Annotated in this window: 21 protein-coding genes; 12 read left to right on the top strand and 9 right to left on the bottom strand. The window is 63.3% G+C overall.

Features of this window, described 5'->3' with window-relative positions; all coding sequences use genetic code 11:
* Positions 1-19: 19 nt before the first annotated feature.
* From K3163_RS12290 to K3163_RS12270, 5 genes are all read right to left on the bottom strand, one after another.
* Positions 20-1,105: a phosphotransferase family protein gene (locus K3163_RS12290; RefSeq protein ID WP_247712671.1), complete on the bottom strand. Its 1,086-nt coding sequence runs from the start codon at positions 1,103-1,105 to the stop codon at positions 20-22.
* Entirely contained in the window at positions 1,105-2,190 is a 1,086-nt protein-coding gene (locus tag K3163_RS12285) for a Zn-dependent alcohol dehydrogenase (RefSeq protein WP_221554405.1), read from the bottom strand. The genes K3163_RS12290 and K3163_RS12285 overlap by 1 nt, the downstream gene beginning before the upstream one ends.
* On the bottom strand, positions 2,190-3,524 hold the full coding sequence (locus K3163_RS12280; protein WP_221554404.1) for an acyl-CoA dehydrogenase family protein: 1,335 nt from the start codon (positions 3,522-3,524) through the stop codon (positions 2,190-2,192). Before K3163_RS12280 ends, K3163_RS12285 begins: the two co-directional genes overlap by 1 nt.
* 84 nt (positions 3,525-3,608) lie before the next feature.
* Positions 3,609-5,069: an MFS transporter gene (locus K3163_RS12275; RefSeq protein ID WP_221427632.1), complete on the bottom strand. Its 1,461-nt coding sequence runs from the start codon at positions 5,067-5,069 to the stop codon at positions 3,609-3,611.
* A complete protein-coding gene (locus K3163_RS12270; protein WP_221427633.1) occupies positions 5,069-5,920 on the bottom strand; it encodes an SDR family NAD(P)-dependent oxidoreductase in 852 nt (283 codons plus the stop codon). Before K3163_RS12270 ends, K3163_RS12275 begins: the two co-directional genes overlap by 1 nt.
* Before the next feature lie 167 nt (positions 5,921-6,087).
* Here K3163_RS12270 and K3163_RS12265 point away from each other — a divergent pair, with 167 nt between their 5' ends.
* The 3 genes from K3163_RS12265 to K3163_RS12255 are packed head-to-tail and all read left to right on the top strand — an operon-like array spanning position 6,088 to position 9,233.
* On the top strand, positions 6,088-7,269 hold the full coding sequence (locus K3163_RS12265; protein ID WP_221554403.1) for an acyl-CoA dehydrogenase family protein: 1,182 nt from the start codon (positions 6,088-6,090) through the stop codon (positions 7,267-7,269).
* Between the two features lie 3 nt (positions 7,270-7,272).
* Positions 7,273-8,412, top strand: a complete 1,140-nt coding sequence (locus K3163_RS12260; RefSeq protein WP_221427635.1) for an acyl-CoA dehydrogenase family protein — start codon at positions 7,273-7,275, stop codon at positions 8,410-8,412.
* Between the two features lie 14 nt (positions 8,413-8,426).
* On the top strand, positions 8,427-9,233 hold the full coding sequence (locus tag K3163_RS12255) for an SDR family oxidoreductase (RefSeq protein ID WP_221427636.1): 807 nt from the start codon (positions 8,427-8,429) through the stop codon (positions 9,231-9,233).
* A 9-nt stretch (positions 9,234-9,242) separates the two neighbouring features.
* Here the strand turns inward: K3163_RS12255 and K3163_RS12250 are convergent, their stop codons facing one another.
* The 4 genes from K3163_RS12250 to K3163_RS12235 form a co-directional block, all read right to left on the bottom strand.
* A complete protein-coding gene (locus K3163_RS12250) occupies positions 9,243-10,865 on the bottom strand; it encodes a TIR domain-containing protein (protein WP_221427637.1) in 1,623 nt (540 codons plus the stop codon).
* An 86-nt stretch (positions 10,866-10,951) separates the two neighbouring features.
* Complete coding sequence (gmk, locus tag K3163_RS12245; RefSeq protein ID WP_221427638.1) at positions 10,952-11,599, bottom strand: guanylate kinase; 648 nt, start codon at positions 11,597-11,599, stop codon at positions 10,952-10,954.
* A gap of 55 nt (positions 11,600-11,654) precedes the next feature.
* Positions 11,655-12,092: a hypothetical protein gene (locus K3163_RS12240; protein WP_221554402.1), complete on the bottom strand. Its 438-nt coding sequence runs from the start codon at positions 12,090-12,092 to the stop codon at positions 11,655-11,657.
* A gap of 41 nt (positions 12,093-12,133) precedes the next feature.
* The gene (locus tag K3163_RS12235; protein ID WP_221427640.1) at positions 12,134-12,634 is read right to left on the bottom strand and encodes an SspB family protein; all 501 of its coding nucleotides are present in this window, start codon (positions 12,632-12,634) and stop codon (positions 12,134-12,136) included.
* A gap of 113 nt (positions 12,635-12,747) precedes the next feature.
* Here K3163_RS12235 and hisB point away from each other — a divergent pair, with 113 nt between their 5' ends.
* From hisB to K3163_RS12190, 9 genes are all read left to right on the top strand, one after another.
* Positions 12,748-13,341, top strand: coding sequence for an imidazoleglycerol-phosphate dehydratase HisB (gene hisB, locus K3163_RS12230; protein ID WP_221427641.1), 594 nt, complete (start codon positions 12,748-12,750; stop codon positions 13,339-13,341).
* Positions 13,334-13,960, top strand: a complete 627-nt coding sequence (hisH, locus tag K3163_RS12225) for an imidazole glycerol phosphate synthase subunit HisH (RefSeq protein ID WP_221554401.1) — start codon at positions 13,334-13,336, stop codon at positions 13,958-13,960. The genes hisB and hisH overlap by 8 nt, the downstream gene beginning before the upstream one ends.
* Entirely contained in the window at positions 13,957-14,685 is a 729-nt protein-coding gene (hisA, locus tag K3163_RS12220; RefSeq protein ID WP_221554400.1) for a 1-(5-phosphoribosyl)-5-[(5-phosphoribosylamino)methylideneamino]imidazole-4-carboxamide isomerase, read from the top strand. The genes hisH and hisA overlap by 4 nt, the downstream gene beginning before the upstream one ends.
* 219 nt (positions 14,686-14,904) lie before the next feature.
* Positions 14,905-15,678 carry an imidazole glycerol phosphate synthase subunit HisF gene (gene hisF / locus K3163_RS12215; RefSeq protein WP_221554399.1) on the top strand — a complete coding sequence of 258 codons (774 nt, stop codon included), beginning with the start codon at positions 14,905-14,907 and terminating at the stop codon, positions 15,676-15,678.
* A 17-nt stretch (positions 15,679-15,695) separates the two neighbouring features.
* Positions 15,696-16,010 carry a phosphoribosyl-ATP diphosphatase gene (locus K3163_RS12210; RefSeq protein ID WP_221554398.1) on the top strand — a complete coding sequence of 105 codons (315 nt, stop codon included), beginning with the start codon at positions 15,696-15,698 and terminating at the stop codon, positions 16,008-16,010.
* Entirely contained in the window at positions 16,011-16,391 is a 381-nt protein-coding gene (locus tag K3163_RS12205) for a histidine triad nucleotide-binding protein (RefSeq protein ID WP_221427646.1), read from the top strand.
* Between the two features lie 95 nt (positions 16,392-16,486).
* A complete protein-coding gene (locus K3163_RS12200) occupies positions 16,487-16,942 on the top strand; it encodes a YbgC/FadM family acyl-CoA thioesterase (RefSeq protein ID WP_221554397.1) in 456 nt (151 codons plus the stop codon).
* A complete protein-coding gene (gene tolQ, locus K3163_RS12195) occupies positions 16,939-17,637 on the top strand; it encodes a protein TolQ (protein ID WP_221427648.1) in 699 nt (232 codons plus the stop codon). The genes K3163_RS12200 and tolQ overlap by 4 nt, the downstream gene beginning before the upstream one ends.
* A gap of 1 nt (position 17,638) precedes the next feature.
* A complete protein-coding gene (locus K3163_RS12190; RefSeq protein WP_221427649.1) occupies positions 17,639-18,118 on the top strand; it encodes an ExbD/TolR family protein in 480 nt (159 codons plus the stop codon).
* Positions 18,119-18,123 lie beyond the last annotated feature (5 nt).

Here is an 18,123-nt window from a genome sequence, read left to right as displayed (position 1 = left end):
CGTTAGCAGCGTGGGCGCGCTAGTCCATCCCTGCTGCCTGCGCGAATTCGTAGGCGCGGTCCACCAGGGGGCCGACACGCTCGCTCATCGACTTGGCGTGCGCGGATGAAGCCGTGCCGTCTATCACCCGCTTCTTGATGCCCTGCATGATCCCTGCAAGCCGGAAGAGGTTGTAGGCGAAATACCAGTCCATCGGCGGGACCGGATAGCCGGTCTTCGCGACATAGCGTTCCACGGCCTCGTCCTGCGACGGGATGCCGAGTTCTTCGAGGTCGAGGCCCAGCAGGCCGGCACGCCCGTCATGCGGATTGTGCCAGTTGAGCATGAGGTAGCTGAAATCGGCGATCGGATCGCCCAGCGTCGACAGCTCCCAGTCGAGAACCGCGAGAACCTTGTTCTCGTCCTTCTCGAAAATCATGTTGTCGAGGCGGTAGTCGCCGTGGACCACGCTGCTTTCATGCTGCGGCGGGATGGTCTGCGGCAGCCATTCGATCAGCCGCTCCATCTTGGGCATGTGCTCGGTTTCGGAAAGCTTGTACTGCTTCGACCAGCGCGCGATCTGGCGCGCGCAATAGTCGGTCGGCTTGCCGTAGTCGCCTAGGCCGATCTCGTCCGGCTTGCGCAGGTGGAGCTCGGCCATGGTGTCGATCATGGCATTGTAGATTTCGCGGCGCTCTTGCGGAGTGTTGTTCGGCAGCGAACCGTTCCACAGCGAGCGGCCGTCGGCGAGGCCCATGACGAAGAACTTCGAGCCGATGACCTCGGGATCCTCGCAAAGGCCGTAGGTCTTGGGCACGGGGAAGCCCGTCGGCCCCAGCGCGTGCATGGCCTTGTACTCGCGGTCCACCGCATGCGCGCTGGGCAGCAGCTTGCCGAAGGGCTGGCGGCGCAGCACGTAGGACCGGCCGGGCGTGTCGATACGATAGGTCGGGTTCGACTGGCCGCCCTTGAACTTCGAATAGGAGATCGGGCCTTCGAAGCCCTCGACATTCTCCTCGAACCACGTGGTCAGCGCGTCGAGATCGAGCTGGTCGCGCTCGGGCACGTCGATCGTGCCGACCATTTCCTTGTCGAAGTCGATTTCGGGCATGCCTGTTTCGCTCATCAGTCGAACACCACCACGCTGCGGGCGGAATGGCCGCCCTTCATCTTTTCAAAGCCTTCGTTGATCTTCTCGAGCGGGATACGCTCGGCGATGATCGTGTCGAGATCGAGCAGGCCGCGCATGTAGAAATCTACGAGGCGCGGCAGGTCTACCGGGAAATGGTTCATCCCCATGATCGCGCCCTGCAGCTTCTTGCCAGAGAGCAGGTCCATGGCGCCGAGGCCGACCTTGCAGTCCAGCGGCATCATGCCGAGGATCGTGGCCGTGCCTCCGCGGCGCAGGACCTTGACCGCGAGATCCGCCGAGGCCTGACGGCCCACGGCTTCGATCGCGTGATGCACGCCGCCGCCCGAAATCTTCATCACCTGATCGACGGCATCGTCGGCCATGGCATCGACCGTGTGCGTCGCGCCGAGAACCTGCGCGAGTTCGCGCTTCTCGGGCAGCGGGTCGATGGCGATGACCTTGCCGGCCCCGGCAATCTTGGCAGCGTTGATGGTGGCAAGACCCACGCCGCCACAACCGACAACGGCGACAGTCTCGCCCGGAACGACGGAGCAAGCGTTGAAGATTGCGCCCGCACCGGTCGTAACGGCGCAGCCGATGACCGCAGCACGGTCGAGCGGCATGTCCTTGTCGATTGCGACGCAGGCGTGCTCGTGAATCAGCATTTGCTCGCAGAAGGCCGACAGGTTGAGCATCTGGGCAACCGTCTCGCCGCCGTTGCGCGTGATGCGCGGCGCCGCGGTCTGGCCGCGGCGTGTGTCCGCACCCATGCAGAGGGCCATCCGGCCGGTGACGCAGAATTCGCAGTGGCCGCAGAAGGCGGAAAGGCAGGAAACGACATGGTCACCCGGCTTCACCGTCTTCACTTCGCTGCCGACAGCACGCACGACGCCCGCAGCCTCATGGCCCGGAATGGCGGGCAGGGGATGCGGATAGGTGCCTTCGATGAAGTGCAAGTCCGAATGGCACAGGCCGCAGGCCTTGGTGTCGATCAGGACCTCGTGCGGAGCCGGATCGGCGAGTTCTACCTCGCCGATCGTCAGGCCGCCGACCTGCTCAAGAATTGCAGCCTTCGCCATCAGCGCGTCGCTCCCATGTCGCCCGAGCTGAGGTTCGAATTGCCGTCGGTCGGTGCCTTGCCCTCACGCAGCGCGTTGGCAGTCGGGCCTTCCTCGGGTATGTGCTTGGCGAATTCCATGCGGGCGATCGAACGGGCGTGGACCTCGTCCGGACCGTCGGCAAGGCGCAGCGTGCGCTGATGCGCATAGGCATTGGCGAGACCGTAGTCGTCGGACACACCGCCGCCGCCATGCGCCTGGATGGCATCGTCGATGATCTTGAGGGCCATGTTCGGCGCCTGAACCTTGATCATGGCGATTTCCTGCTTGGCGGCCTTGTTGCCGACCTTGTCCATCATGTCGGCGGCCTTGAGGCAGAGCAGGCGGGTCATGTCAATGTCGATACGGGCACGCGCAACACGCTCTTCCCAGACCGAGTGCTTGTAGATCGGCTTGCCGAAAGCCTCGCGCTCCTGGAGGCGCTTGCACATCTTGTGCAGCGCTTCTTCGGCAACGCCGATGGTGCGCATGCAGTGGTGGATACGGCCCGGGCCGAGGCGGCCCTGCGCGATCTCGAAGCCGCGGCCTTCGCCGAGCAGCATGTTGGTGACTGGAACGCGCACGTCCTTCAGTTCGACTTCCATGTGGCCGTGCGGCGCATCGTCATATCCGAAGACTGGCAGGTGGCGCAGCACGTTCACGCCAGGAGCGTCGATCGGCATGAGCACCATCGACTGCTGGGCATGGCGGCCGGCGGAGAAGTCGGTCTTGCCCATCACGATGGCGACCTTGCAGCGCGGATCGCCGAGGCCCGAGCTCCACCACTTGCGGCCGTTGATGACATATTCGTCACCGTCGCGCTCGATGCGGGTCTCGATGTTGGTGGCATCAGAGGACGCGGTGAAGGGCTCGGTCATCAGGAAGGCGGAACGGATTTCGCCGTTCATCAGCGGGGTGAGCCACTCTTCCTTCTGTTCACGCGTGCCGTAGCGGTGGAAGACCTCCATGTTGCCTGTGTCGGGCGCGGAGCAGTTGAAGACTTCCGATGCGAAACCGATGCGGCCCATTTCCTCGGCGCAGAGCGCGTATTCGAGGTTTGTCAGGCCCGGGCCTTCGAAATCATAGGTCTCGTCGACATGGTGGTGGCCGTCGTTGCGCGGCGGCATGAAGAGGTTCCAGATGCCTTCCGCCTTGGCCTTGGCCTTCAGGTCTTCGACGACCTGGATGACTTTCCAGCGGTCACCTTCGGCGTCCTGCGCCTTGTAGGTCGGGACGGCGGGACGGATATGATCCTCGATGAAGTTCTTTACCCGGTCGCGCCAGTAGACTTGCCTTTCAGTGGGTTCGAAATCCATCTCGATATTCCTCTCTCAATTCAGTTGCGGCGTGAAACTGGCAGAGCGCGCGTTCCAAGCCAAGGGATTAGGTTGCTATCCGTGTCACGGAACGATCGTTCCGGCATCTATGTCACCGCGTGCAGCGGCGTCGAGCGCCTTCTTGCGGCGTTTCTCAAGGGTATCGACCCGTGCCTCGTGCTCCTCGCGGCTGATCGGAAAATTTCCGAGCCAGTAGGCTGCGATGCCCGCAAGCACGACGCTGAAAGCGATATAATACATGACCATGTCGCGAACGACTTCCGGCTCGACCGCGCCGGGCTCGATCCCCGGCGCAAGCTGCGACCACGATATGATCTGTCCGGTCAGGAAAATGCCGAAGCCGGTTGCGCATTTCTGGACGAGCCAGTTGCCCGAATAGAATGCGCCCTCCGCGCGGCGGTGCGTGCGTTCCTCGAAGGCCTCGACGATTTCCGCGATCATGCTCGTAGCGGAGATCATCATGACCACGCCGAGCGTATTTGAAACCAGCAGGAAGGCGAAGAAAGCAAGAGTGGAGGGCAGGGTGCCCGGCTCGGGCCAGGCGCCGAGCAGGAGGAGTACGTAGGGTACGCTCATCAGCGAAACGCTGGCGATAGCGCCGATGACTGCGCTCTTCGGCTTCCCGTAACGGCGGTGCATCGGGCCGACCAAGAGAAACATGACGATCACCGACAGGAAGAGCGTGACCGGATAGAATACCAGTTCGGTCCGATCGAGCTGCCAGACGAACAGGTTGAGATAGTTGGATATCGAGAAGGTCATGCCCTGGCTGACGTAGGCGGCGAGGCCGCCAGCCGCGAAGATCAGGAAGGACTTCTCCGAGAAGGCCTGGAAGATTTCGTGGAAGGCGACACGAAGCGAGAAGGGCGGCGGCTTGTGCTCGGGAAGATGCGCGACGATCCGATGCTGTCCGGCTGCCGATCCGATGACCGACAGGACCATCAGGAAAGCGCCGAAGATGCCGAAGGGGACATAGCCCTCTGGCTGCAGCAGGCCGTCCGGGCCCGGCATGAACACCAGATATGCCAGCACCATCATCAGCAGTCCGCCGAGCCAGCCCGACAGGAAGCGGTATCGGAACAGCGTGGTGCGCTCGTCATAGTCGCTTGTGACCTCGGGCACGAGGCTGACGGAGGGAACTTCGCATGCCGAGAGCAGGACCCTGACGACGATCGCGATCGTCAAGAGTTCGCCGAAGGTCGGTGTGCTGCTGGTCGGCGGGGACCAGAGCAAGACCCAGGCGATCGCGAGCGGAATGGGTGCGGCATAGAGCCACGGCAGGCGCCGTCCCCAGCGCGAATAGGTGCGGTCGGACAGATTGCCGAGGATCGGGTCGATCACCGCATCGAAGAGGAGGGCGAGCAGAAGCGCGAGGCTGACAGTGCCCGCGTCCATTCCGAGGACCTGGCTGTAATAGAGCAGCAGGAAGAAGGAAAAGCCGCTGTCTTTTACTCCGAACGCGACTGCGCCGAAGCCATGTATGATCTTGAGCCGCTGGGGGATGGGGCCCGATACGAATGCCATCAGGCCTGGCCCTGGGCCTGTTTCTCCATCGCCTCGAGCGCTTCGAACATGCCCGGCGTTTCAGGGTCCCAGCTGTGCCGCGGGCCGAGCGTGATGCCGCCATCGACCAGCATGGATGCGCCGGTCATGAAGCCTGCTGCGTCGCTGGCGAGAAATGCCACCGCCTCGGCAATGTCGCGAGGCTGGCCGCCGCGCATGACAGGCTGCGCATTGGACGACATCTGCGCGATGGCCGCCTTGGCCATGCTCACCATCTCCTCGGGTACTTCCAGCGAAGAGGTGAAGATGTTGGTGTTGATGAAGCCCGGCTGGATCGCGTTCACGCGGATGCCGTGCTGCGCGAGATCGGTGGCCGCGCATTTGGTGAGGTGGAGCACGCCCGCCTTGGCGACGGCATAGGCGGTCGGCGAATAGCCCGGTCCGACCGCTGCGACGCTGGAGACATTGACGATGCTCGCGCCCTTGCGGCCCTTCATGTGCGGCACGGCATAGCGGATACCCATCGCCACCGATCGCAGCAGCAGGTCCATCGTGCGGTCCCACTCGTCGGGCTCGATTTCGGAGATATCCGGACGCGCCCCTCCGGCCCCGGCATTGTTGAAAACGACGTCGATCCCGCCGGTCTCTTCCGCCGCGCCATCCATCAGCTTGCGGATGTCCTCGGGCGAGCAGACGTCACAATGGCGATAGCGGACATCGCCTTCTGTCTCGCTTTCCAATGCCTTGCCGCCGGCATCGTCGATGTCGGAAGCGAAGACGGTCGCTCCCTCGCTCGCGAAAAGGCGTGTGGTCTCCGCGCCGATCCCCGATGCCGCACCGGTAATGACGACGGTCTTGCCACTGAATCGCATGTCTCTCTCCCGGAATTCCTCGGCTGCAAGCTTAGGCGCGCTGCCCCTTACGTCAACGCAAACCGGCTGACGCTACGGCATTGCGCCTCGCCATGATCGCCCTTGCGAGACCTGCCCGAATCACCCTAACGTAAACGTCAACTGAGGAGACTTGAGAGGAGTCGGTCATGTCCGATCTGGAAGCCTTCCGCGCCGAGACGCGCGAGTGGCTCGAAGCCAACTGCCCACCCGAAATGCGCAAGCCCGTCCGCGACGAAGCAGACGTCTACTGGGGCGGCCGCAACGCGACCTTCAAGAACGATGCGCAGAAAGCGTGGTTCGAGGTCTGCCGCGACAAGGGCTACACCGTTCCCGAGTGGCCGACCGAATATGGCGGCGCCGGTCTCAGCCCGGCTGAAGGCAAGATCCTGCGCCAGGAAATGTCGCGCATGGGTGCGCGCCCGCCGCTCTCCAGCTTCGGCATCTGGATGCTCGGCCCGGCGCTGCTGCACTTCGGCACCGAAGGCCAGAAGCAGCGCTTCCTCAACGAGATCGCCCGCGGTGAAATCCGCTGGTGCCAGGGCTATTCCGAACCGGGTAGCGGCTCCGACCTCGTGTCGATGCAGACCTTCGGCGAGGACAAGGGCGACCACTGGGTGGTCAACGGCCAGAAGATCTGGACCTCCTATGCCGATGAAGCAGACTGGATCTTCTGTCTCGTCCGCACCGACAAGCAGAACAAGTACCAGGGCATCACCTTCATGCTGTTCGACATGGCGGGCGAAGGCGTCTCGACCAAGCCGATCAAGCTGATCAGCGGCAACAGCCCGTTCTGCGAAACCTTCTTCGACGATGTGAAGGTGCCCAAGAGCTATGGCGATGACATCCCCGGCTACGTGGGCGAAATCAATCGCGGCTGGGACGTTGCGAAATACCTCCTCGGCCACGAGCGCGAAATGATCTCGGGCGCAGGCGGCGGAGATCGCACGGCAGCTATAGGCGCCGCGCTGAAGCGTAATGCCGGCGAACTCGATGCCGTGCTGCGTGCGGAACTCGCCATGTTCGACGTCGACGCGTTGGCATACTCCGCAATGGGCGAGAAATTCCTCGACGAACTCAAGGTCGGCAAGGCGCATCCCGCCCAGCCGAACATGATGAAATACGCCGGGACCGAGCTGAACAAGCGTCGGCACGAGCTGATGATGGCGGCGGGCGGCAGCCTTGCTCTCGAATGGGAGAGCGACGAGACCAGCGGCGGCAAGCCTGCACGCAACTGGCTGCGCACCAAGGCCAATTCGATCGAGGGCGGTACGAGCGAAGTGATGCTCAACGTGATCTCGAAACGTATCCTCGATCTTCCGGGAGCCTGATCGATGCCTCTCTATTACGACGACGACCAGGCGATGCTGGCCGAGACCGCACAGCAGTTCATGGCCGAGGAAGGCGCGATTGCGAAGCAACTGCGCCACTGGCGTGACCGCGATTGCAAGGATGGCTTCGGCCACGGCTTGTGGAAGCAGTTTGCCGAAATGGGCTTCACCGGAATGCTGGTGGACGAAGACGATGGCGGGCTCGGCATGGGCCATGTCGAGGCGGGCATCGTGCTCGAGAATATCGGCCGCAACCTCACCCCGTCGCCCTTCCTGTCCTCTTCCGTGCTCGCAGCGACTGCGCTCAAGCACGGCAGCGACGATGTCCGTGGCCGCTGGCTGCCGGGCCTGATCGAAGGCGAGAAGGTCTACAGCGTCGCGATCGACGAAGGCGCCAAGCACCGCCCCGAGACCATCGCCTGCAAGGCGGAGAAATCGGGCAACGGCTTCAAGCTGTCGGGCAAGAAAGACTACGTGGTCTATGGCGCTTCGAGCGAGATGATCGTCGTCGCCGCGCGTACTTCGGGCGGTGACAGCGATGCCGACGGCATCACGCTTTTCGCAGTCCCGCAGGACGCCAGTGGCATGAGCCACGACAGCGTGCGCCTCGTCGACAGTTCGATGGCTAGCCACGTCACCTTCGACGGTGTCGAGCTCGACGGCGATGCCGTGATCGGCGAGGTCGATGGTGGCCGCGAAGTGCTCAACAAGATGCTCATGGCCGGCCGTGTCGGCGCGGCTGCGGAAGGCTGCGGCGTTGCGAGCGGCGCGATGGACATGACCGTCGACTACCTCAAGCAGCGCAAGCAGTTCGGCAAGCTGATCGGTGAATTCCAGGCGCTGCAGCACCGCGCCGCGCATCTCTATTCGGAAGTCGAGATCGCCCGCGCCGTCACCATCAAGGCGGCGCAGCTGCTCGATGGCGGAAGCGAAAAGGCCGACCTCATGGCCAGCGTCGCCAAGGCCAAGGTCGCAAAGGCCGCCGGTCTTGCAGTGAAGGAAGGCGTGCAGATGCACGGCGGTATCGGCATGACCGACGAATACGACATCGGCCTCTACATGAAGCGTGACCGTGCGCTGCAGGAATTCCTCGGCGACATGTATTACCACGCAGGCCGGGTGGCCGAGATGAGCGGCTACTGAGCGGGAGAGAGACAATGACACTTGAAGATATGTTCAGCCTCAAGGGCCGCATCGCCCTCGTGACCGGCGGCAGCCGCGGCATCGGCCGCATGATCGTCGAGGGCTTCCTCGCCGCCGGATGCGAGCGGGTCTACATCACCGCGCGCAAGGGCGGCGAATTGCACGAAACCGCCGAGGAACTTGGCGAGCGTGTGGTTCCGATCCAGGGTGACATCTCGACGCTCGAAGGCATCGACGAGCTGGTGGCCGAGATATCGTCGAAGGAGGACCGTCTCGACATCCTCGTCAACAATGCGGGCGCCGCGTGGGGCGCGGACTATCTCGAGTTTCCCGAGGCCGGCTGGGACAAGGTGATGGACCTCAACGTCAAGACGCCCTTCTTCCTGACGCAGAAGCTCCACGGCCTGCTGACCGCCAACGCAAGCCAGGACAAGCCGAGCAAGGTGATCAACATCACCTCGGTCGACGGGCAGCGTATCAACCCTTGGGAGACCTATTCCTACCAGGCGTCCAAGGCTGCGCTCATTCACCTGACGCGCCGCATGGCTGCCCGGCTGGTGAAGGACCACATCTACATGACGAACATCGCGCCCGGCGCCTTCCCTTCGAACATGAACAAGGTCGCGCGCGACATGGAAGCCGAAAGCGCGGCGGGCATCCCGAACAAGCGCGTAGGCGACAAGTACGACATGGGCGGCAGCGCGGTCTATCTCGCGAGCCGCGCGGGCGATTACACGGTCGGCGAAACGCTGACGGTCGACGGCGGCATCGTGAACGCGCACCTGCCGACGCATTTCGCCGATCCGGCGGGCGGTCGCTAGGCCACTTGCTTACGCGTCCTGCGCGCTGGCGGAAGGCATTCCTGCCTTCGCCAGTGCGTCGGCGCATGCCTGCATCACAGCGGGGTCGCGGTAGAAGTCGGGCGTGATAAACCGTTCAACCGTGAACTCCGGTTCGATGCGCAGCACTTCTGCGACCATCTTGCGTGCGCCATCCATGTCGCCGCTCAGGGCTAGTGCCGAAGCGAGGCCCGAATAGCCGAACAGGAATTGCGGTTCGCGCTCGATAAGCCTGCGGAAGATTTCGATCGATTTGTCGTAGCGCTGCGCGTTGCGATAGGCCGTGCCCGCGACGCCCAGCCTCACGGCGCTGGGAATTGGCGCGAGACGCAGAGCCTTCTCGAGGCTCACGATCGATTGGTCGAACCGGCCGAGGAACATCTCCACCCACCCGCGTGCGAATAACGCCTCGTCAGAACTGGGCGCGCTGCGTACCGCGCGTTGCGCGAAGTCATGTGCGGCATCCAGATTTCCTGTCAGCACATGGAAGTAGACATTGCCGATGAGCGCAGCTGCATTCTCGGGATCGATGTCGAGTGCCTTCGCTGCATTTTCCTGCATCGCAGGTAGCGCGTCCTGCGGCGCTTCCCACTGGACCAGCAGCGAAGCGGCCCACGTCGTTGTGAGCCAAGCGTAACCGAGCACCGAATCCGGTTCCATTTCAACGAATTGGCTGAACAGGCGCCTGGCGTGGAGCATGGTTTCGGGTTCGAAGCGGTGAAATTCGAACAACCCGCGATAGAAGACGTGTCCTGCCTCGACCGACTTGAAACGGCTGCGATTGAGGCGCGCCTGTTCGCCATGCACCAGCTTGACGTCGAGCGCGGTCACGATCTCGCTCGTCAATTCGTCCTGCACGGCGAAGATGTCTTCCAGCGTTCGGTTGAAAGTCTCCGACCAAATGGTCTTTCCGCTCTCGGTATCGATCAGCGCGGCTGATATTCGCGCGCGATCGCCGGCCCGCCTGATGCTGCCGGTCAGCACTGCCGTGGCACCGAGGCGCCTGCCAATGGCGTCCGGCGGGGTAGGGCTTTCCTTGAATTCGAACGCCGTGCTGCGAGAGATTACCTGCAATTGCTGGATATGCGACAGCTCGGAGGTCACGTCCTCGATCAGCCCGTCGGCAAAATAGTCGTCGCCCGCTCCTCCACCGGTTTGCCGGAAGGGTAGGATGAGGAGCGTCTTTTCGGTCGCTGCTGTCGGCGCGCTACGGTTGGGGACAGGAATGGCAACCTTGAGGCATTCCGCCACGCCTGCCAGCAGCTGGCTCAGCTCGCCTTCGCGGTCGGGCCAGCCTGCAAGGTCCGGTGTATGGGAGGAGCGAAATCCCAGCGGCGGCATGATGTCGTCGATCCGGAACGGCACCAGCACGTTGCGCTCAAGCCCGACCGCAGCTTCGTCGCGGCACCAGTGCGAGGCAATCGAGTTTTCGGACCAGGCGACAAGTACGCACTTGGCCTTGCCCAGTTCATCTTCGATGCAATCGGCAAAGGCCGGACCGGCAACTAGCTCGCGGTCCCACCACACGCTGCGGTCGCGTGCGCGCAATTCGTCGACAAGGGGCGCAAGGCGCGCCTTGTCTTTCGACGAGTAGGACAGGAAGATATCGGCCATTCGTTTTCTCCGGATGGCGACCGGATTTTTGCCGATTATTGAAGCATATCGCCTGTTGGCGCGCAAGCGAGCGCGGCGCGCCGGGCCTAGCTCATCAGTTCGCGCACGAACGGGATCAGGCCCGTCTGGCGCTGGCGCTTCATCCGTTCGGCATCGAGTATTTCTCGCACCTTGGCGAAGCACGCATTCACGTCCTCGTTGATCACCACGTAGTCATAGGCGTCCCAGTGGCTGATCTCGGCGCGGGCGCGTTCCATGCGGGCCTGCACAACTTCCTCGCTATCGGTGCCGCGGCTGCGCAACCGGCGTTCGAGTTCGGCGATGCTGGGGGGCAGGATGAAGACGCGGACGACGTCCTGCTGGTCCTTCTGGAACAGCTGCTGCGTGCCCTGCCAGTCGATGTCGAAGAGGAAATCCTGCCCGTCCTTCAGCGCGGCACGGATGCGGCCCTTGGGCGTGCCGTATCGATGGCCGAAGACGTGTGCCCACTCGTAGAAATCGTCCTCCTCGACCATGCGGTCGAACTCGGCGTCGTCCACGAAGTAATAATGGACGCCGTCCTCTTCGCCCGGGCGGGGAGGACGGGTGGTCACGCTGACCGACAGCTTGATCTCGTCGTCTGCCGCCAGCAGCATGCGGCTGATCGTCGTCTTGCCTGCGCCGCTCGGCGAGGAAAGGATGAACATCAGCCCGCGGCGGGCCAGCTTGTCGTTGTCTTGTGCGGATTCGGCCATGCGCGCTGTTGGCCCATGGTGCGCGAGCGATCAAGTGTGCAACGTGGCGGAATGCTCAGGCCAGCGTGTCGCCGTCTGCCTGGCCCCGGATGCGTTTTTCACCCTGGCGGCGGGCCTTGCGGCGCGACTGGCTCCGGTCGAACAGGGTCTTGCCGAGCAGGCCCATGCCCACGATCAGCGCGCCGGGGACCGATTTCGTCGCATATTTGGTGACGCCATAGGCTGCCAGCGTGTGCACGATGGAACGGTTCTCGACCGCATCCTTCGCGAACTGGCTGCCATACTTGCGACCCAGCAGGGCTTTCTCGAGAGTGTTACGCGTCAGGCGACCTGCGCTGCGCAGAACAATCTCGTGAATCAGCAGGTTGGTCGCAGGGTTCGGGCTGGGGCCCGGAACCGTTGTTTCATTCGTCGCTTCGCGTTCGACGCGGGCGATCGCATCGCTCACCTTGTCGGTGAGGTGATTGGCATCTTCTTCCTTGGCCAGACCCATGTGTGCCCCTGCTTGGTCAGCGAGGCGCTGCCGCCCCGCGGTTAGTTCTTGCGGCCGAAATCGACCGTGACGACGTTCGAGCCGTCTTCAGCACCTTCAACGGGCGTGCGCTCGGCCTGTTCCTCGTCATTGCCGGCCTCGTCGGTCTCGGCAGGGGCCATATCGGCCACGGTCGCCTGGAACTGGAGGCCGAAATCGACTGCCGGATCGACGAATTGCGTGATCGCGGCGTAGGGAATGTCGAGTTCTGCGGGGATCTGGTTGAACGAGAGACCGACGGAGAAGCCGTCTTCGCGCACGTTAAGGTCCCAGAACTTGTTCTGCAGGACGATGGTCATCTCGTCCGGAAAACGTTCGCGCAGGTTCGCGGGAATCGAAACGCCCGGCGCGTGGGTCTTGAACGTAATGTAGAAGTGGTGGGCACCCGGCAATTCGCTGCCGTTCTGTTCGATTTCGCCGAGCACGCGACCGACGACGGCGCGCAGGGCCTCCTGCACGATCGTGTCGTATGGGATCAGGCTGTCGGGCGTTTCTTCGCTCATGCAATATAGGTGGAACTGCTTGGGGCCGGGGTCAAGCGGTTTAAGCTGGCCTTTACCCTGACGAAAGCGGCAATTCCTTGCGTGCAGGCGCGAGCCGCCTATAGGCAATCGCCATGCGTACAGGCCGTATCGAACGAAACACCGAGGAAACCAAAATCCTTGTCGAGGTGAACCTCGACGGGTCGGGCAGCTATGACATTGCCACCGGCATCGGCTTCCTCGACCACATGGTGGAACAGTTTTCCAAGCATTCGCTGATCGACGTGACGATGAAGGTCGATGGCGACCTGCATGTCGACCAGCACCACACGACCGAGGACAGCGCGCTGGCGCTGGGCCAGGCACTTGCCCAGGCGCTCGGCGACAAGGGCGGGATCACGCGCTACGGCAGCGCCTATTCGCCGATGGACGAAACGCTCGCACGAGTAGCTCTCGATATCTCGGGACGCCCCTATCTCGTGTGGAAAGCAGGTTTCAGCCAGGAAAAGCTCGGCGAATGGGACACCGAGCTGATCGAGCACTGGTTCCACTCGGTCGCGCAGACCTGCGGCCTGACGCTGCATGTCGAGCTGCTCTACGGCACCAACAACCACCACATCTGCGAAGCGATCTACAAGGGCTTTGCCCGCGCGATGCGGATCGCCTGCGAAGTCGATCCCCGCAAGGGTGGCGCGATACCCAGCACGAAGGGACAGCTTGGTGGCTGAGGTTATCGCGCTCGTAGACTACGGCGCGGGCAACCTGCATTCGGTAGAAAACGCGCTCAAGCGGGTCGGGGCCAAGGTCACCGTGACCGCCGATCCCGACGTGCTGCGTGCGGCAGATCGGATCGTGCTGCCCGGCGTGGGGAGCTTCAATGCCTGCGCATCGGGACTGCGCGCCGAAAAGGGCGTGATCGAGGCGATGCGCGAACGCGTGTTCGTCGGCGGCGCGCCTTTCCTGGGCATTTGCGTGGGGATGCAACTGCTCGCGACCCGCGGTCTCGAACATGGCGAAACCCCCGGTCTCGACTGGATCGAGGGCGAGGTGAGGCTGATCAAGCCTACCGACACCAGCGTGAAGGTCCCGCATATGGGGTGGAACGACGTGGCGCTGACGCCGCACGCCAAGATGCACCGCGTGATCGAGCCGGGCGAGGCCTATTTCCTCCACTCCTATCATTTCCACGCAAGGAGCGGGCAGGACGTGCTGGCAATGACCGACCATGGCGGCGGGCTCGTAGCCGCTGTCGGCCGCGACAATATCCTCGGCGTGCAGTTCCATCCCGAAAAGAGCCAGAGCTACGGGCTCACCCTCTTGTCCCGCTTCCTGGAGTGGAAACCGTGATCGTATTTCCCGCAATCGACCTCAAGGGCGGCCAGGTGGTGCGCCTTGCCGAGGGCGATATGGACCGCGCCACCGTCTATGGCGACAATCCCGCCGAGCAGGCCAAGCTGTTTGCCGAGGCAGGCGCCGGGCACCTGCACGTGGTCGATCTCGACGGGTCCTTCGCCGGTGCCGCGCGCAACCGCGAGGCGGTCGAGCAGATCGTCGAGGCCTTCCCCGGCCACGTGCAGCTGGGCGGCGGCATCCGCACGCGCGAGGATGTAGAGGGCTGGTTCGACGCCGGCGTCTCGCGCGTCGTCATGGGCTCGGCTGCACTGAAGGACCCTGAATTCGTCAAGGACATGGCGCGCGCTTTCGCAGGCGGCGTGGTCGTGGCGGTCGACGCGAAAGACGGGATGGTCGCGACCGAGGGCTGGGCGGACGTTTCCGACGTGCCGGTGATCGACCTTGCCCGCCGGTTCGAGGATGCGGGCGTTGCCAGCCTGCTCTTCACCGATATCGGCCGCGACGGTTTGCTCAAGGGCGTCAATCTCGATGCCACGGTCGATCTCGCACGCCGCGTCGATATCCCGGTGATCGCCAGCGGCGGCGTGAAGGGGATCGACGACATCCACGTGCTCAAGCTGCACGCCAAGGAAGGCATTGAGGGCGTCATCACCGGCCGCGCGCTTTATGACGGAAGGCTCGATCTCGCAGCGGCGCTGGCAATTGCGGGGCGAGCATGAAGGATAACGTGGTGCTATGGTTGGGTATCGTCGTTGTGGGAAGCACCTTCACGGCATGGCTTTTCCGTGTTTGGAAAAAAGGCATAATTCCAATAACCTACGCGCACGCGATCAATCGGGCGACCAATCCCAGAAAATTTTTATTGGCTTGGTCAGCCAACGTTGTTTTTGGGATTGCCATATTGATCTACGTTTACTGGGCTTTTGAGGGGTAAGCGCGTGACCGTCCGTATCCGCGTCATACCCTGTCTCGACGTTGCCGACGGGCGCGTGGTGAAGGGCGTCAATTTCGTCGACCTCAAGGATGCGGGCGATCCGGTCGAACAGGCGCAGGCCTATGACCGTGCGGGTGCGGACGAACTCTGCTTCCTCGACATTTCCGCGAGCCACGAAGGCCGCGGCACGCTGCTCGACATGGTCAGGCGCACGGCCGAGGTGTGTTTCATGCCGCTGACCGTCGGCGGCGGTGTCCGCAGCGTCGAGGATGCACGCGAGCTGTTGCTTGCGGGAGCCGACAAGGTCGCGGTGAACAGCGCAGCCGTCGCGCGGCCCGAACTCGTGCGCGAAATCGCCGACAAGTTCGGCAGCCAATGCGTCGTGGCAAGCGTCGATGCGCGCGCCAAGACCGAGGGCGAGGGCTTTCGCGGCTGGGAAATCTACACCCATGGCGGGCGCAAGCCGACCGGCATCGACGCGGTCGAGCATGCGATGAAACTGGCCGGATTCGGCGCAGGCGAACTGCTCGTTACCTCGATGGATGGCGACGGGACCAAGCAGGGCTATGACCTCGAGCTGACGCGGGCGATCGCCGACAGCGTCTCGGTACCCGTCATCGCCAGCGGCGGTGTGGGCACGCTCGAACATCTCGTCGAAGGCGTCACCAAGGGGCACGCGAGCGCCGTGCTTGCCGCCTCGATCTTCCACTTCGGCCAGCACTCGATCGGCGAAGCGCACCGAGCGCTGCGTGCGGCGGGCTTGCCTGCGCGGGGCTGATCGCTCAGACGGTGCCCATGGATACGCTTTCACGCCTCGAAAAGACGATCGCCCAGCGCATGTTCGCTTCGCCCGACAAGAGCTACGTGGCGAAGCTCAAATCCAAGGGCCTTCCCAAGATCGCGCAGAAAGTGGGCGAGGAGGCGGTCGAGACCGTCATCGCCGCAATGGGCGACGACCGCGAGGAACTGGTTGCCGAGAGTGCCGACCTGCTGATGCACCTGCTCGTGCTCTTGCAGGTGAAGGACATTCCGCTCGCCGATGTCATGGCCGAGCTCGACCGGCGTGAGGGCACTTCGGGCCTGGAAGAAAAAGCGAGCAGGAGCGAGTAGATGCCGATCGATCCGACCCAGCCCTATGACGACGAAAACATTTTCGCCAAGATCCTGCGCGGCGAAATCCCCTCGACCAAGGTTTACGAGGACGAGTGGGCCTATGCATTCGAGGACATCAATCCGCAGGCCGAGGTGCATACGCTGGTGGTCCCCAAGGGTCGCTATGTCAGCTGGGACGATTTCAGCGAGAAAGCTCCGCCCGAAGAGATAGCCGGTTTCGTCCGTGCGGTTGGCAAGGTCGCCCGCGACAAGGGGCTGGTCGAGCCCGGTTACCGGATGATGGCCAATATCGGCGCACACGGCGGGCAGGAAGTCCCGCACCTCCACGTGCACATTTTCGGCGGCCAGCCGCTCGGCCCGATGATCGCGCGGCGATAGTTTCGTCGCACGCCAGACTCGTTTCGCCGCCGTTCATGTCCTTGCGCTGATTGCCGCCTTTGCAGCGAATCCGCGCTGCGCTAGAGCCTCGCCAGATGTCACTGCCCCATCCCCCCGACGGTATCATTGACGGCGACCGCCACCTCTATGCCGTGCGTGTCTATTACGAAGACACCGATCTTTCGGGCATTACCTATCACGCGAACTACCTGCGCTGGTTCGAGCGGGCCCGCTCCGATCTGCTGCGCCGGCTCGAGATCGACCAGCGCGCCGCGATCGAGGACGGCGGCGGTGCCTATGCCGTTTCCGAGATCAACCTGAAGTATTTGCGCCCCGCGAAACTCGATGACGACGTATTGATCGAGACGCGCTGCACCGAGCTCAAGGCGGCGTCGTGCCGGATGCACCAGAAGGCATTCCGGGGCGATGAACTGCTTGCCGAGGCGCACCTGCGCGTCGGTTTCGTTTCACCCAGTGGCCGGCCCATCCGCCAGCCCGAAGAATGGCGCGATTCATTCGCGCGCTTCGTCAGTTCGACAGAGGATCGATGATTACACAGACCCTTCTCGCAATCAGTGCGCCGACCAGGCTCGACCCGCTCAAGCTCTTCTTCGACGCGGATATCGTGGTCCAGACGGTCATGCTCGGGCTCATCCTCGCAAGCATCTGGGTGTGGATGATCATCGTTTCCTTCAGCCTGCGCATGCGCAAGCTTCGGGCGGCGACCCGCGACTATGAAAGCGAGTTCTGGCAGGCGGAAAGCTTCGACCGCTTCATGTCGGAGCGCGGCAATCGCGACATCCCCTCGGCGCGCGTGGCTCAGGCGGGCGTTTCGGAATGGCGCCGTTCGGTCAAGGGCGAGATCCGCGACCGCGAAGGCGTGCGCGGACGGATCGCGAATGCAATGGAAAGCCAGATCGCACAGGAAGCCGACGACATTTCGGAGCGACTGAATTTCCTCGCGACGGTCGGCTCGGTGGCGCCTTTCGTGGGCCTGTTCGGCACCGTCTGGGGGATCATGAACAGCTTCTTCCAGATTGGCGCGCAGGAATCGAGCTCGCTGGCGGTGGTGGCGCCGGGTATCTCGGAAGCACTCTTCGCGACCGCAATCGGCCTGTTCGCAGCCATTCCGGCGGTGATCGCCTACAACCGCTTCAGCAATGACGTCGACCGTTTCGAGAGCAAGCTCGGGCGTTTCTCCGACAAGCTGAACGCGAGCTTCAGCCGCCAGCTGGAGCAGCGCTGACATGGCGATGGCCCTTGGCTCTGGCAAAGGCACGCGCCGCCGCAGGGGGCGCGGCGGTCGGCGACCCATGTCGGAAATCAACGTCACGCCTTTCGTCGACGTGATGCTGGTGCTGCTGATCATCTTCATGGTCACCGCGCCGCTGCTGACTGCGGGCGTTCCGATCCAGCTGCCCGACAGCCGCGCCGATGCGCTGCCGCAGGATGCGCAGCAGGTGTCGATCAGCATCGACAGCGAAGGCTATGTCTATATCGACGATGCGCAGGTGCCCGTCGGCGGCCTGCCGGGGGCACTCGAGGCGATTCCGCGCGTCGGCGAAGGTCCCGACATCACCCTGCGCGCAGATCGCAGCCTCGACTATGGCCGTGTCATGGCGGTCATGGGCGAGCTCAACCGGGCCGGCCTCAATCGCATTTCGCTGGTCACGAACAGCGGCGGGACCGGTGCATCGGTCAACGCCGGTTCACCTTCCGAGGAATAGCCAGT

The organism is Qipengyuania xiapuensis, assembly GCF_019711395.1.
Classification (GTDB): domain Bacteria; phylum Pseudomonadota; class Alphaproteobacteria; order Sphingomonadales; family Sphingomonadaceae; genus Qipengyuania; species Qipengyuania xiapuensis.
The sequence above is the reverse complement of the archived record's forward strand: the minus strand, read 5'-3'. Positions and strand labels throughout refer to the sequence as shown.